Below are 14405 nucleotides of genomic sequence, written 5' to 3'. Positions count from 1 at the left end.
GAAATCGGTTGCCAATGGGCTGACTGCGCGCGGTTGCATTCAGTTCCCCGGCGTCAGCCGATCGCATTGGTCAGGTCATACAACGGCGTGAGCACCGCCAGCACGACAATGCCCACGACCGTGGCCAGCACCACCGTCACCAGCGGCACCAGTGCCGCCAGCATCCGGTCCAGCGCCAGCGCGGTTTCCTGCTCGAAGGTCTCGGCGGTCTTGACCAGCATCGCGTCGAGCGCGCCCGACTCCTCGCCGACCTGGATCATCTGCAACGCCAGCCGCGGGAAACGCTTGCCGCGCCCCAGCGCGGTCGACAGCGCCACGCCGTTCTTGACCTCTTCGGCGGCGGCGGCGACATCGGCGGCGAGCACGCGGTTGCCCAGCACGTTGCGGCCGATAGCCAGCGCGGCCATCAACGGCACGCCGTTGCGGACCAGCGTTCCCAGCGTGCGTGCCAGCCGCGCGGTTTCGACCTTGGCCACCAGCGCGCCGGCGAAGCGCCGCTGCAGCAGCCAGCCATCGAAGGCCTCGCGGAATGCCGGGTCGCGGCGCTTGCGGTCGAACCACCACAACGCCAGCGCCGGCACCACCAGCAGCACGATCCACCAGTCGCGCACGAACAGGCCCACGCCGAGCACCAGCTGGGTGAACAGTGGCAGCTGCGCGTCGAGGCTCTCGTACATCGCCGCGAACTGCGGCACCACGTAGCCGAGCAGGAACAGCAGGCTCAGGCCGACCATCACCAGCAGGATCGCCGGGTAGATCAGGGCATTGATGACGCGGCCCTGCAATGCGCGCGTGCGCTCCATGTAATCGGCCAGCCGCGACAGCGTCTCGTGCAGGCTGCCGCCGACCTCGCCGGCGCGGACCATGTTGACGTACAGGCGCGAGAACGTGCCGTGCTGGCGCTCCAGTGCTGACGACAGCGAGCTGCCGCCACGCACGGCATCGCGCACGTCGCCGATCGTGCGGCGCGCGCGTTCGTCTTCGGGCAGCTCGAGCAGGATGGTCAGCGCGCGGTCGAGCGGCTGGCCGGCGCCGAGCAGGGTGGCCAATTGCTGGGTGAACTGCACCAGGCGCGCGCCGGCGAAGGGACTGGCCTTGAACAGCCCTTTCCACACCGACGCCCCGGAGGCCTCGCTGGCCAGTTTGGCCTCGACCGGCAAGTGCCCCTGTTCCTGCAGGCGCGCAACCACCTCGGCATTGCTGGCGGCTTCCATCTGGCCGTCGAGCAGCTCACCGCGGGGGTTGAGGGCTTTGTAGTAATAGAGGGGCATCACGGGTGCTCGTCATTCCCGCGCAGGCGGGAATGCAAGGACGTCGCAGTTGGCTTGAGTTCCGCAATGTCGGGCCACAGGTCCCTCCAGGAAGGGTTCAATTCGTCGATCGGCCGCAATTTCCACGCGCGATTCCACTTCTTCACGCGCTTCTCCCGCTGGATTGCCGACTCCATCGTGACATGCAGTTCGTAGCAGACCAACCGGGCAACATCGTACCTGTCGCTGAAACCCTCGACGACGTGCGCGGGAATGACGGTTGATTGCAACGCTACCTACGCATCTTCCGTCACCCGCAGTACTTCCTCGATCGTCGTCTCCCCCGCCAGCGCCTTGATGATGCCGTCCTCGTACATCGTGCGCATGCCTGACTGCCGCGCGATCTGCTCGATTTCGCCCATGCCGGCATGGCGCATCACCGCGCGGCGCAGCTCGTCGTTCATCACCAGGAATTCCATGATCGTGGTGCGGCCGAGGTAGCCATTGGGCGCGATCGCCGACGGGCGCGGGTGGTAGAGATGGATGTCCCCCGCCGGCTGGTAGCGGCGCAGGTGGAACTTCTCGATCTCCTCCGGCGACGCCAGGTACCGCTCGGCATTCGTCAGGTCCAGCTTGCGCACCAGGCGCTGGCCGAGGATGCCATTGATGGTGGACGTCAGCAGGTAGTCCTCCACGCCCATGTCGAGCAGGCGGGTGATGCCGCCGGCGGCGTTGTTGGTGTGCAGCGTCGACAGCACCAGGTGGCCGGTCAGCGCCGACTGGATCGCGATGCGGCACGTCTCCAGGTCGCGCATTTCGCCGATCATGATGATGTCCGGGTCCTGGCGGACGATGCTGCGCAACGCATGGGCGAAGTCCAGGCCGATCTGCGGCTTGGCCTGGATCTGGTTGATGCCCTCGATCTGGTACTCGACCGGGTCTTCGACCGTGATGATCTTGACGTCGGTGGTGTTGAGCTTGCTCAGCGCGGTGTAGAGCGTGGTGGTCTTGCCCGAGCCGGTCGGGCCGGTCACCAGCAGGATGCCGTGCGGCTGGTCGAGCACCTTCTGGAACTGCGGCAGGAAGGCGTCGGTGAAACCCAGGCGCTTGAAGTCGAACACCACCGTCTCGCGATCGAGCAGTCGCATCACCACGCTCTCGCCGTGCGCGGTCGGCACCGTGCTCACGCGCAGGTCGAGTTCCTTGCCCTGCACGCGCAGCATGATGCGGCCGTCCTGCGGCAGGCGGCGCTCGGCGATGTTGAGCTTGGCCATGATCTTGACGCGGCTGATCACCGCGGCAGTGAGGTTGGCCGGCGGGCTCTCGCCTTCGGTGAGCACGCCGTCGACGCGGTAGCGCACCTTGAGGCGGCTCTCGAACGGCTCGATGTGGATGTCCGAGGCGCGCAGCTCGACGGCGCGCTGGATGATCAGGTTGACCAGGCGGATGACCGGCGCTTCCGAGGCCAGGTCGCGCAGGTGCTCGACGTCGTCGAGGTCGCCGCCACCGCCCTCGCCCTCGGCCGTCTCCACTATCGCGCCCATCGCGCTGCGACCCTGGCCGTACCAGCGTTCGACCAGGTCGCCGATCTCCGAGCGCAGCGCCACCGCCGGGCGGATGTCGCGGCCGGTCGCAAGGCGCAGGGCATCGATGGTGTACAGGTCCTGCGGGTCGGCCATCAGCACGTCGACCGCGGTGTCGCTCTCACCGACCGGGCAGACCGCGAACTGCTTCATGAAGCGCGCCGACATCGCCACGCCCTCGGGCGGCAACTCGGGCGCGTCCTTGACGTTGACCAGCGGCAGGCCCAGCACTTCGGCGCAGGTTTCGGCGTGGTCGCGCTCGGACACCAGGCCCAGGCGCGCCAGCAATCCCAGCAGGCCACCGCCGGTTTCCTCCTGCAGGCGGCGGGCACGCGCCAGGTCGGCGTCCTTCAGCCGGCCCTTGGCCAGCAGGGCCGCGACGATGCGGTCATCGAGACTGGCTTGGCCGATGTCGTTGGCGACTGCGTTCACGCCGTCCTCCGTGGCTGTCAGGCCATCGACTTTACGGCACATCCCGCCGCCGGCGAAGCCACTCCCCCACCCCAGACCCTCTCCCGACGCGGGAGAGGGCTCGGGCCGGCATCACCCCACCCACACCCGCGCGTTGCGGAACATCCGCAGCCACGGCGAATCCTCGCCCCACTCGGCCGGAGCCCAGCTCAGGTTGGCGCTGCGCAGGGTGCGCTCGGGATGCGGCATCATGATGGTGGCGCGGCCGTCGTCGCTGGTCAGGCCGGTGATGCCGTCGGGCGAGCCGTTCGGATTCAGCGGATAACGCGTGGCGACCGTGCCGTTGCCGTCGACGTAGCGCAGCGAGACGTGCGCCGCGCTCTGGTCGAGCGCGCTGTCGAACGCGGCGCGGCCTTCGCCGTGCGCGACTGCAACCTGGATGCGCGAGCCGGCCATGCCACGGAAGAACAGCGACGGCGACTCGACCACTTCCAGCAGGCCCAGGCGCGCCTCGAACTGCTCGCTGGCGTTGCGCAGGAACTTCGGCCAATGGCCGGCACCGGGGATGATCGGCTTGAGCTGCGACAGCATCTGGCAGCCGTTGCACACGCCCAGCGAGAAGCTGTCTTCGCGGGCGAAGAACTCGGCAAATGCGTCGCGTAGCACGCTGCGCTCCAGCACCGAGGTCGCCCAGCCGCGGCCGGCACCGAGCACGTCGCCGTAGCTGAAGCCACCGCAGGCAGCGATGCCCTTGAAATCGGCCAGCGAGACGTGCCGGCCGATCAGGTCGCTCATGTGCACGTCGAAGGCATCGAAACCGGCGCGGTCGAACGCCGCCGCCATCTCGATCTGGCCGTTGACGCCCTGCTCGCGCAGGATCGCCACCTTCGGCCGCACGCCCGTGTTGATGAACGGTGCGGCGACATCCTCGGACGGATCGAACGACAGGCGCGGCTTCAGGCCCGGCGCATTGAAGTCGCGTGCCAGCGCGCGCTCCTGGTCGGCGCATTCGGGGTTGTCGCGCAGCTTCTGCAGGGCGTGGCTGGTCGACCACCATGCGTCGAAGAGTTCGTCCCAGCGCCATTCGGCCAGGGTCTGGCCTTCGTCGCGGACACGGATCGCCGGTGCCGTGGTCGGCCGCGCGATGCGCTGCGCGCAGTCGATCAGGCCGTGGCGCGAGACCATGTCGGCGAAGATCGCGCGGTCCTCGTCGGCGACCTGCACGATCGCGCCGAGCTCCTCGTTGAACAGCGTGCGGAACGGGTCGTGGCCCCAGCCGTCGAGGGTGATGTCCAGGCCCAGTCGCGAGCAGAACGCCATCTCGCACAGCGCCGCCAGGGCGCCGCCGTCGGAACGGTCGTGGTAGGCGCGCAGCAGGCCGGCCTCGCGCGCATCGCGGATGAGTTCAAAGAAGTCACGCAGGCGCTGCGGGTTGTCCAGGTCGGGCACGCCGAGCGAACCGGCGAACGCCGGCAGCTGCGAGTCCTGGTGCTTCGACACCGCGTCGGGATGGCACTGCGCCAGCACCGAACCGCCCAGGCGCTGCTTGCCTGCACCCAGGCCGATCAGCCACAGCTCCGACTCTTCGTTGCGCTCGAGCAGCGGGGTCAACTGCTGGCGCACGTCGACCACCGGCGCGAACGCGGTGACGATCAGCGACACCGGCGAAACCGACTTGGACGCGGTGCCGTCGTTGTGCCACTGCGCCTGCATCGACAGCGAATCCTTGCCGACCGGGATGCTCAGCTCCAGCTCCGGGCAAAGCTCCATGCCGACGGCCTTGACCGCGTCGAACAGTCGCGCGTCCTCGCCGGCATGGCCGGCGGCGGCCATCCAGTTGGCCGACAGCTTGATGCGGTTGAGCGACTCGACCGGCGCGGCGCACAGGTTGGTGATCGCCTCGCCCACGGCCATGCGTGCGGCAGCGGCGGCATCGATCAGCGCCAGCGGCGTGCGCTCGCCCAGCGACATCGCCTCGCCGACGAAACCATCGAAGCCCGACAGCGTGATCGCGCAATCGGACATCGGCAGCTGCCACGGACCGATCATCTGGTCGCGCGCGGTCAGGCCACCGACGGTGCGGTCACCGATGGTGACCAGGAAGTTCTTCGAAGCGACCGACGGATGGGCCAGCACGCGCAGCGCGGCGTCGCGCAGCTCCAGGCCGTTCCATTCCAGCGCCGGCCACGGCGCCGGCGGCGGGCGACGGGCATCGCGGTGCATCTTCGGCGGCTTGCCGAACAGCACGTCCATCGGCAGGTCGATCGGCCAGTCGTGGCCGGCCTCGCGCGCGTTGCCGACGGTGGCGCCGTAACCGACTACCAGGTGCTCCTCGGCGGTGGCATAACCGACCACCGCGAACGGGCAACGCTCGCGCGCGCAGATCTGCGCGAACTCCTCGACGCGGTCGGCCGGCAGGCCGAGCACGTAGCGTTCCTGCGATTCGTTGCACCACAACTGCATCGGCGACAGCGACGGATCGTCGCTGGGCACCTTGGCCAGGTCGATGACGCCGCCCAGGCCGGAGTCGTGCAGCAACTCGGGGATGGCGTTGGACAGGCCGCCGGCACCGACGTCGTGCGCGGTCGCGATCGGGTTGTCGAGGCCGCGGGCGACGCAGCGGTCGATGACTTCCTGGCAGCGACGCTCCATTTCCGGGTTGTCGCGCTGGACGCTGGCGAAATCGAGTTCTTCGTGGCTGTCGCCGGAGGCCACCGAGCTGGCGGCACCGCCGCCGAGGCCGATCAGCATCGCCGGGCCACCGAGCACGATCACCGCATCGCCGGGCTTCATGCCCAGCTTGGTGACCTGCACGCGATCGATCGCGCCCAGGCCGCCGGCCAGCATGATCGGCTTGTCGTAGGCGCGCGCAAGCGTGCCGTTGGCCGTGCTGCCTTCGTCGAGTTCGAAGCTGCGGAAGTAGCCGGTCAGGTTGGGGCGGCCGAATTCGTTGTTGAAGGCGGCCGCGCCGATCGGGCCGTCGAGCATGATTTCCAGGGCCGAGGCCATGCGCGGATTGAGCGGGCGCTCGCGCTCCCACGGCTGCGGCAACGTCGGGATGCGCAGGTGCGAGACGCTGAAGCCGCACAGGCCCGCCTTGGGCCGGCCACCACGACCGGTGGCGCCTTCGTCGCGGATCTCGCCGCCATTGCCGGTGGATGCACCCGGGAACGGCGCGATCGCGGTCGGGTGGTTGTGCGTCTCGACCTTGATCGCGAACGCCGAGTCGGCCTGTGCTTCGGCGCGATAGCCGCGCGTGACCGGGTCCGGACGGAAGCGGCGGCTGGCATAGCCTTCGACCACCGCCGCGTTGTCGCTGTACGCCGAGAGCGTGTGCTCGGGCGTGGTGGCGTGGGTGTGCTTTATCATCTTGAACAGCGATTGCTGCTGCTCAGTGCCATCGAGCGTCCACGAGGCATTGAAGATCTTGTGCCGGCAGTGCTCGGAGTTCGCCTGCGCGAACATCATCAGCTCGACGTCGGCCGGCTCGCGGCCGAGCACGCTGAAGCGCTCGCGCAGGTAGGCGATCTCGTCCTCGGCCAGGGCCAGGCCGAGGCGGACATTGGCGTTCTCGAGGTCGGCCAGCGGGATACGCTCGAGCTGGCCGCGCGCGGGCGTGGCGAACAACGCCGCGGCGTCCTCGCGCGCTTCCAGCAGCGACTGCGTCATGGGATCGTGCAGGACCTTGGCCAGCGCGCCCTGGGTGGCGGCGTCGGCCGGCCATCCGGCCAGGTCGTAGCGGGTGCCGCGCTCGACGCGCCTGACCGGCAGGCCCGCGCCATGGAGCAGCTCGGTGGCCTTGCTCGCCCAGGGCGAAAGCGTGCCCAGGCGCGGCGTCACGTAGCGCGAGGTGGCTTCGTCCGCGCGCGCGGCCTCGCCCGGCTCGGCCTGGAGGATGCGGCGCAGGGCATCTGCGTCCGGCGTCGCTCCGCTCTCGGGCTCGACCCAGTACACGGGCCAGGCGCCTAGGACGCGGACAGACGGATGGAGGGCTTGCAGGCGGGCTTGGAGCCGCTCGCGGCGGAACGGCGACAGGGCGGATGCGCCCTCGAGGACGATCATGTCCGGGGAACCGTGCAACGTCGGGCCCGACATTGTAGCGGAGCCGCCGTTGCCCTGCCCGTACCCGGTGTCCTGCGGAACCGGGTGAGGGACCTGCCGTCAGCCCAGCGGGCGCGAAAGCAGACCCCTCACGTGTTCGCGGCGACCGCCGGTGCGGTCAGGCGCCCGGCTTGACCGCGGCGGTCTGGGCGCGCTCGGCCGCCAGCTTGTCCAGGGCCTCGCGCAGTGCCGCCGGCGGGATGTAACCGCCAAGCTGGGTGCCATCGGCGCTGAGGATCATCGGCGTGCCGGTCAGGCCGACGCGCTGGCCGATGTCGTACTGCATGTTCACCGAGCTCTTGCAGTTGGTGTACTTGGGCGTGCGGTCGTTCTTGGCGTCGGTCAGCGCCTTGCGCCGGTCCGGCGAGCACCACACCGCCACCATCTTCTTGTAGTCGTCGCTGCCCAGGCCCATGCGCGGGAAGGCCAGGTACTGGATCGCGATGCCTTGTCGGTTGTACTCGGCGATCTCGCTGTGCAGCTTTCGGCAGTAGCCGCATTCCACGTCGGTGAAGACGGTGACCGTGTACTTGGGCTTGGCCGGGGCGAAGACGATGCGCTCGCTGACCGGGATGGTGTCGATCAGCTGCTTGCGCACGGCCGCCATCGCGTCCTCGCTGAGGTTCTTCCTGGCATTGACGTCGAACAGGGCGCCGCCGGATCCGGGCAGGAACAGGTAGCGGCCGTCGTCGCTGACATAGACCACCTGCCCGGCCACGATCGCCTCGCGGAAGCCCGGCAGCGGCGCGGCACCGACACGCTCCACCTCGACCTGCGGGTTGAGCAGGCGCACCGCCTCGATCGCGCGTGCGTCGGCGGTGCCTGCCTTGGGCTTGGCGGCAGCCACGGCGGCCACGGCCGGCTTGGCACTGCCTGCCGCCCGCGCGGCGCCGTCGGGCGCTTGCGCACAGGCGGAAAGGCTGAGGGCGCCGAGCGCGGCGAGGAGGATTCGCTTCATCTGGAATTCCTGACAAGGGCTGCCAGGCGGCGGCCCGTAGTGGGGGGATGCCCGGATTGTGGCACGAGACCCCCGTGCGGCCAGTGCCCTTGGTCCGGGTGCGATTCACGTTGGCCAGCCCGCGGAGCGCCAGGGGGCGCCAGTCCGACCCACATCCGGAAGTTTCCCGCTAGCCCCGCGGGTGGTGTTTCGAGTGCAGCTGCTTGAGCTGCTCGCGTGCGACCAGGGTGTAGATCTGCGTGGTCGACAGCGAACTGTGGCCCAGCAGCATCTGCAGCGCGCGCAGGTCGGCGCCGTGGTTGAGCAGATGGGTGGCGAAACTGTGGCGCAGGCCGTGCGGGCTGATCCGGGCCGGGTCGATGCCGGCGAATCCCGCATAGCGCTTCACCAGCGCCCAGAACTGCTGGCGGCTGGGCGCCTCGCCCCCTGCGGTGATGAACAACGGGGCCAGCGCGCGTTTTCCCGCCAGGTGCGGGCGCGCCGTGGCGAGGTACCGCTCCAGCCAGTGCTGCGCCTCCTCGCCCAATGGCACCAGCCGCTCCTTGCTGCCCTTGCCCATCACCCGCAGCACGCCCTGGCGCAGATTGACCGCCGTCGCCGGCAGGTTGACCAGTTCGCTGACGCGCAAACCGGCGGCGTACATCAGCTCGAGCATGGCGCGGTCGCGCAGGCCATTGGGGTCGTCGATGTCCGGTGCCTTCAGCAGCGCCTCGATCTGGCTTTCTGCCAGGGCCTTGGGCAGCGACCGCGGCAACTTCGGCGGTTCCAGCAACGCGGTCGGGTCGTCGCCGCGCTGGCCGCGGCGCACCTGCCAGGCATAGAACGCGCGCAGCGCCGACAGCAGCCGCGCGTTGCTGCGCGGCGAATAGCCGTGCTGCGATCGCCAGGCCAGGTAGTCGAACAGGGTGGCCCGGTCGGCGCCGGCGAGACCGCCGCCGCGCCCATCGCGCCAGCGCGCGAGCAGCTCCAGGTCGCTGCGGTAGCTGTCGAGCGTGGGCTGGGCGAGGCCATTTTCGGCCCAGATCGCATCCAGGAACGAGGCGATGGCGCCGCCGTCGGCGTCGCGCAGTTGCGGCAAGGCCATCGCCACGCCACGGCGATCAGCAGGCGTTCGAACACTCATGCACGCAGCTTAGCGGCCGTGCAGCGCAGCGGCTATCCTGATGCGATGGCATCGACCCCACCCGCACCCCGCCCCGCCGCACTGATCGGCTGGCGCCTGCTTGCATTGCTCTACGACCTTTGGCCGGTGGTTGCACTGTGGATGCTGGCTTCAGCGGTATTCACCTTTGCCTACACGTTCAGCGGACATGACAGCCACCAGAACATCCCGCCCTTCAGCCTCCTGCAGTGGCTGCTGTGGCTGGTGTGCTGGATGATCGGCGCCGCCTACGCGGTGCTGAGCTGGCGTCGCGGCGGCCAGACCCTGGGCATGCGCCCATGGCGCCTGCAGGTGATCGGCGCCGATGGCAGCGCACCCGCACCGCGCGCACTGCTGCTGCGCTACACCGTCGGCACGGCCTCGCTGCTGCTCGCCGGCCTGGGATTCTGGTGGGCCTGGCTCGACCGCGACCGCTTGACGTGGCACGACCGCGCCAGCGGAACGCGCATGGTGCGGATGCCGAAGCGGCCGAAGTAAGAAGGCAACGTCCATGGACCCCCGCCTTCGCGGGGATGACGGTGAGTTGGTCTGGTTCCGGTTCGCCGGGACAGCGGGATCAGCCGCTGCGTTTCTTGAACAGGAACGCCGACACGCCCAGCATGATCACCGTCGGCAGCAGATAAGCGATGCGATAATCGAACTTGTACACCGTAGCCAGCTTCACGAACTGCGTCTGCAGCAACCAGAAGCCAAGCGCGAACACGATGCCGATGAACAATCGCTTGCCCATGCCACCACTGCGCAGCGTACCGAAAGCGAACGGCACCGCCGCCAGGCACAAAGCCAGCACGTTGATCGAATAGAACCAGCGGCCCCAGTAGTGCTCCTCGAACTCCGAAGCATCCAGCCCGTTGCGAAGGCGGTACTGGATGGCCGTGCGCAGATCCATGGCCGACAGATAGCGCGGCCGCTCGGTGCCCGCCGACAGCGCCGCAGAGTCGAGCTGCGAATTCCAGCGCTCCTGCGCAATCTGCTCGCGACGCACCGAACGGTCATCGAAGTGCGTTCGCGTCACGTCCCGCAGCAGCCAGCCGCCGGGGCGATGCTCGGCGCGCTTGACGAACGCCATCGACTTCAGGCGACCGTCGTCGGCGAACTGGTACAGCGTGACGTCGTGCAGCTCCAGCCAGCGGTCGCCATTGCGCTCGCGTTCCTGGCCACCCTGCGCATTGAGGATCGTTTCGCCCTCGCGCGCCCACAGGCCGGAGTACTGCGCGACCACTGCGTTGCCGGACTTCGCCGCCGACTTGAGGGCATCAGCACGCTGCTGCGTCCACGGCGACAGGCTCTCGCCGCTGAACACCATCAATGCGGTCAGGATCGCCAGCGCACCGGCGACGGCAATGCCGAGGCGGCGGCGCGACAGTCCGACGGCGCGCAGCGCGGTCAGTTCCGATGTCGCTGCAAGCTGCCCAAGCGCCATCAGCGACCCAATCACCGCCGCATACGGGAACAGGTAGTACATGCGCCGCGGCACACTCAGGCCGATGTAGGCGAAGGCTTCGACCAGGCCGTACTTGCCCTTGCCGATGTCGCCGAACTCGCTCACCAGCGCCAGCATCACGTCCAGGCCGCCCAGCACCGCCCAGGTCAGCAGCACGGTCGCCAGGACGGTCTTGCCTACATATATGTCGTGGATCCTGGGCATCAGCCTCATGACTTGAGCCTCGCCGTCGCGAACGCCTGCCTCGGTCGTCCGAGGCGACCGTCACTGAAGTACATCCAGAAGGCCACCGCCATCACCGGCAGCACCAGCCACCACAGGCCCAGCCAGATGGCGATCTTGCCGCTTTCCAGCCAGCCCAGACCGGCCGTCATCAGGTTCTGCCCGATCAGGTAGGCCAGGAAGCCGACCAGGATCCGGCCATAGCGCGCCTGTCGCGGCATGCTTCGCGCCAGCGGCACCGCCATCAGGGCGAAAGCCAGCGCCAGCAGCGGCGGCGCCAGCCGGTAGTGCAGCTGGGCCCTGGCCTCGCGCCGGTCGTCGCCGAGCAGGGACAGGGTGGTCTGCATCTCGGGCGCGTCCGGATCGAACTTGAGCTCATTGGCCGGCAGCAGGATCTGGTTGCGGGCATAGCGCAGCAGGCGAAAATCCTTGGCGCCGGCGCGGGCGCCTTCGATCTGGAAGCCGCCGGAGAGGGTCAGGTAGCGGTTGCCGGCCCCGTCGACGGTCAGCTCGCCAGTATTGGAGGTGGTCACGTCGATCCGGCCCTCGGCGCCATCGCGGTAAACGAACACGCGCTGCAGCTGGCTGCCGTCCTTGGACATGTTGGCCACGTAGATGACCCCGCCGCCGTTGGGGATGCCGACGAAGGCCCCCGGCTCCAGACCGGCCATCAGCAGGTTGCGGTTGGCTTCGTTGATCATCTCCTTGGACAGTCGGTCCGCCCAGGGCCCCAGCCACAGCGAGCAGGCTGCCACCACCAGCACCAGTGGCCCGACCACCAGCATCAGCGGCCTGAGCATGCGCCTGGGGCCGACGCCAATGGAGGAGATCACCGGCATTTCCGAGTCCCGGTACAGGCGCCCGACCCCCATCATCAGCCCCAGCATCAGCGCCAGGGGCAGGATCAGCGGCAGCCACTTGATCAGCACCAGGCCCAGCTGGGCCATCATCAGGCCGGCCGGGACCCGGCCCCGGGCGATGTCCTGGAGCACGTCGGTGAAGGCGCCGCCAACCATGACGATCAGCAGCACCACCAGGGTGGCGAAGATCGCCTGGGCGAATTCGCTCAGCAGGTAACGGTCAAGCTTGGGCATCGATTTAGGCTTCGGGGCGGCTTGATCTGGGAAGTTGATCTAAAATCGGGGAATTCGTCCGAGGGCGTGAGGTGGCTGCGCGATGCGCGGCCGGGGACATTGCATCCCCCTCACAGCCTCTCGATTGTACGGAGTTTGGTTGGACGTCTGCCCACTGTTTCTGACAGGCGTTCCTGACCAGCCCCTTTTATGACTGCTCTGGGAATCTGTTGGATGGCCCTCGAATTCGACCTGAACCGCGACGCGCCTGCCGCCGCCCACACCGACTGTGTAGTTGTTGGCGCCTTTGCTGACAACAGCCTGACGCCCGCCGCAAAGGCCCTGGACGACGCCAGCGGCGGTCGCCTGCACGCCCTGCTCGAGCGCGGCGATGCCAGCGGCAAGACCGGCAAGACCGCGCTGCTGCACGATCTGCCCGGTGTCAGCGCGCCGCGCGTGCTGGTGATCGGCCTGGGTGACGCCGGCAAGTTTGGCGTGCCGCAGTACCTCAAGGCGGTCGGCGATGCCGCCCGTGCGCTGCGCAACGGCCCGGTGAGCCACGCGTTGTTCACGCTGTCGGAAGTGCCGGTCGCCGGCCGCGACACCGCCTGGGCGATCCGCCAGGCCGCCATCGCCGCCGACCACGCCTGCTACCGCTACACCGCCACGCTCGGCGCCAGCAAGAAGAAGGAAGAGCCGGGCCTGCGCAAGTTGTCGATTCTTGGCAAAGGCGAGGGCGACGATGCAGTGGCGCTTGCCCACGGCCAGGCGATTGCCGCCGGCGTGCAGTTCTCGCGCGAGCTGGGCAACCTGCCGCCGAACATCTGCAACCCGGCCTACCTGGCCCAGCAGGCGCAGGAGTTCGCCGGACGCTTCGAAACCACTTCGTGCGACGTGCTCGACGTGGCGCAGATGACCGAACTGGGCATGGGCTCGCTGCTCGCGGTCGGCCGCGGTTCGGCCAACCCGCCCAAACTCATCGTGCTGAAGTACAGCAACGGCGGCGACGCCAAGCCCTACGTGCTGGTCGGCAAGGGAATCACCTTCGACACCGGCGGCATCAACCTCAAGACCCAGGGTGGCATCGAGGAGATGAAGTACGACATGTGCGGTGGCGCCACCGTCATGGGTACGTTCGTCGCCGCCGTCGGCATGCAGTTGCCCATCAACCTGGTGGTGGTGGTACCGGCCGTGGAGAACATGCCCGACGCCGATGCCTACCGCCCGTCCGACGTGCTGACCAGCATGTCCGGCAAGACCATCGAAGTGGGCAACACCGACGCCGAAGGCCGCCTGATCCTGTGCGACGCGCTGACCTACGCGCAGCGTTTCGAGCCGCAGGCGCTGGTCGACGTGGCCACGCTGACCGGTGCCTGCATGGTCGCGCTGGGCAAGTTCGCCTCGGGCCTGATGAGCAAGCACGACGACCTGGCCGCCGAACTGCTCGACGCCGGCGAGAACGTCTTCGACCGCGCCTGGCGCCTGCCGCTGTGGGACGAGTACCAGACGCTGCTGGAGTCCAGCTTCGCCGACGTCTACAACATTGGCGGCCGCTGGGCCGGCGCGATCACCGCCGGCTGCTTCCTCGGCCGCTTCGCCGAAGGCCAGCGCTGGGCGCACCTGGACATCGCCGGCAGCGCTTCGGACGAAGGCAAGCGCGGCATGGCCACCGGTCGCCCGGTCGGCCTGCTGAGCCAGTGGTTGCTGGACCGCGCGGCCTGATCGCGTGGCGCGCGCCGATTTTTACCTGATCCAGAAAGAGCGGTTCCGCGAGGAACCGCTGCTGCTGGTATGCGAGCTCGCGCGCAAGGCGCACGACGCCAACCTGTGGACGCTGGTGCTGGTTCGCGACGACGAGCAGGCCGAGCGACTGGACGAGCTGTTGTGGGAGTTCGACGAGAACGCCTACATCCCGCACCAGGTCGCCGGCGACGACGAGGACAACCTGGCGCCGGTGCTGATCGCGACGCCCGATTCGGACACGCCGTTGCGCCCGGTGGTGATCAACCTGCGCGACGAGCCGGTGGCGGGCAGCTTCGAGCGCGTGCTCGAAGTGGTGCCGGCCGACGACTCGGCGCGCGGTCCGCTGCGCGAGCGCTGGAAGCAGTACCAGGCGCGCGGGCTGGAGCTGAAGAAGCACGATATGTAACTGCGCTGCGCCTGATCGCGCCTCGTCATCCCGGCGCAAGCCGGGACCCAGT

Annotated in this window: 11 protein-coding genes; 3 read left to right on the top strand and 8 right to left on the bottom strand. The window is 68.7% G+C overall.

The features are described 5' to 3' along the window. Positions 1 to 53: 53 nt before the first annotated feature. The 6 genes from MNR01_RS14425 to xerD all read right to left on the bottom strand — a co-directional run bounded on the left by MNR01_RS14425 (position 54) and on the right by xerD (position 9426). Positions 54 to 1271 (bottom strand): type II secretion system F family protein, encoded by a 1218-nt coding sequence (locus MNR01_RS14425; RefSeq protein WP_241918455.1) that lies wholly within the window; start codon positions 1269 to 1271, stop codon positions 54 to 56. Continuing rightward, the gene (locus MNR01_RS14420; protein WP_241918454.1) at positions 1271 to 1540 is read right to left on the bottom strand and encodes a hypothetical protein; all 270 of its coding nucleotides are present in this window, start codon (positions 1538 to 1540) and stop codon (positions 1271 to 1273) included. The genes MNR01_RS14425 and MNR01_RS14420 overlap by 1 nt, the downstream gene beginning before the upstream one ends. Before the next feature lie 6 nt (positions 1541 to 1546). Further along, positions 1547 to 3265, bottom strand: a complete 1719-nt coding sequence (gspE, locus tag MNR01_RS14415) for a type II secretion system ATPase GspE (RefSeq protein WP_241918453.1) — start codon at positions 3263 to 3265, stop codon at positions 1547 to 1549. A 111-nt stretch (positions 3266 to 3376) separates the two neighbouring features. Next, positions 3377 to 7339 (bottom strand): phosphoribosylformylglycinamidine synthase, encoded by a 3963-nt coding sequence (gene purL, locus MNR01_RS14410; RefSeq protein ID WP_241918452.1) that lies wholly within the window; start codon positions 7337 to 7339, stop codon positions 3377 to 3379. Between the two features lie 124 nt (positions 7340 to 7463). Next, positions 7464 to 8303, bottom strand: a complete 840-nt coding sequence (locus tag MNR01_RS14405) for a DsbC family protein (RefSeq protein ID WP_241918451.1) — start codon at positions 8301 to 8303, stop codon at positions 7464 to 7466. Positions 8304 to 8472: 169 nt separating this feature from the next. Continuing rightward, positions 8473 to 9426, bottom strand: a complete 954-nt coding sequence (gene xerD, locus MNR01_RS14400) for a site-specific tyrosine recombinase XerD (protein ID WP_241918450.1) — start codon at positions 9424 to 9426, stop codon at positions 8473 to 8475. 45 nt (positions 9427 to 9471) lie between these two features. Here xerD and MNR01_RS14395 point away from each other — a divergent pair, with 45 nt between their 5' ends. Then, positions 9472 to 9942 carry an RDD family protein gene (locus tag MNR01_RS14395; protein WP_241918449.1) on the top strand — a complete coding sequence of 157 codons (471 nt, stop codon included), beginning with the start codon at positions 9472 to 9474 and terminating at the stop codon, positions 9940 to 9942. A 79-nt stretch (positions 9943 to 10021) separates the two neighbouring features. Here the strand turns inward: MNR01_RS14395 and lptG are convergent, their stop codons facing one another. Together lptG and lptF are read right to left on the bottom strand one after the other, a co-directional pair. Beyond that, positions 10022 to 11122: an LPS export ABC transporter permease LptG gene (gene lptG, locus MNR01_RS14390; RefSeq protein WP_241918448.1), complete on the bottom strand. Its 1101-nt coding sequence runs from the start codon at positions 11120 to 11122 to the stop codon at positions 10022 to 10024. Then, entirely contained in the window at positions 11119 to 12225 is a 1107-nt protein-coding gene (lptF, locus tag MNR01_RS14385) for an LPS export ABC transporter permease LptF (protein WP_241918447.1), read from the bottom strand. Before lptF ends, lptG begins: the two co-directional genes overlap by 4 nt. 213 nt (positions 12226 to 12438) lie before the next feature. Here lptF and MNR01_RS14380 point away from each other — a divergent pair, with 213 nt between their 5' ends. Continuing rightward, on the top strand, positions 12439 to 13926 hold the full coding sequence (locus tag MNR01_RS14380) for a leucyl aminopeptidase (protein ID WP_241918446.1): 1488 nt from the start codon (positions 12439 to 12441) through the stop codon (positions 13924 to 13926). A 4-nt stretch (positions 13927 to 13930) separates the two neighbouring features. After that, complete coding sequence (locus MNR01_RS14375; RefSeq protein ID WP_241918445.1) at positions 13931 to 14353, top strand: DNA polymerase III subunit chi; 423 nt, start codon at positions 13931 to 13933, stop codon at positions 14351 to 14353. Positions 14354 to 14405: the final 52 nt, after the last annotated feature.

The sequence above is a fragment of the Lysobacter sp. S4-A87 genome, from assembly GCF_022637455.1.
Lineage (GTDB): Bacteria > Pseudomonadota > Gammaproteobacteria > Xanthomonadales > Xanthomonadaceae > Lysobacter_J.
The sequence above is the reverse complement of the archived record's forward strand: the minus strand, read 5'-3'. Positions and strand labels throughout refer to the sequence as shown.

Excerpts from the sequence above, each read along its gene's own strand:
- lptF (WP_241918447.1), bottom strand. The coding sequence starts at position 12,225 with ATGCCCAAGCTTGACCGTTACCTGCTGAGCGAATTCGCCCAGGCGATC.
- lptG (WP_241918448.1), bottom strand. The coding sequence starts at position 11,122 with ATGAGGCTGATGCCCAGGATCCACGACATATATGTAGGCAAGACCGTC.
- MNR01_RS14395 (WP_241918449.1), top strand. The coding sequence starts at position 9,472 with ATGGCATCGACCCCACCCGCACCCCGCCCCGCCGCACTGATCGGCTGG.
- MNR01_RS14405 (WP_241918451.1), bottom strand. The coding sequence starts at position 8,303 with ATGAAGCGAATCCTCCTCGCCGCGCTCGGCGCCCTCAGCCTTTCCGCC.
- MNR01_RS14380 (WP_241918446.1), top strand. The coding sequence starts at position 12,439 with ATGGCCCTCGAATTCGACCTGAACCGCGACGCGCCTGCCGCCGCCCAC.
- xerD (WP_241918450.1), bottom strand. The coding sequence starts at position 9,426 with ATGAGTGTTCGAACGCCTGCTGATCGCCGTGGCGTGGCGATGGCCTTG.
- MNR01_RS14425 (WP_241918455.1), bottom strand. The coding sequence starts at position 1,271 with ATGCCCCTCTATTACTACAAAGCCCTCAACCCCCGCGGTGAGCTGCTC.
- purL (WP_241918452.1), bottom strand. The coding sequence starts at position 7,339 with ATGTCGGGCCCGACGTTGCACGGTTCCCCGGACATGATCGTCCTCGAG.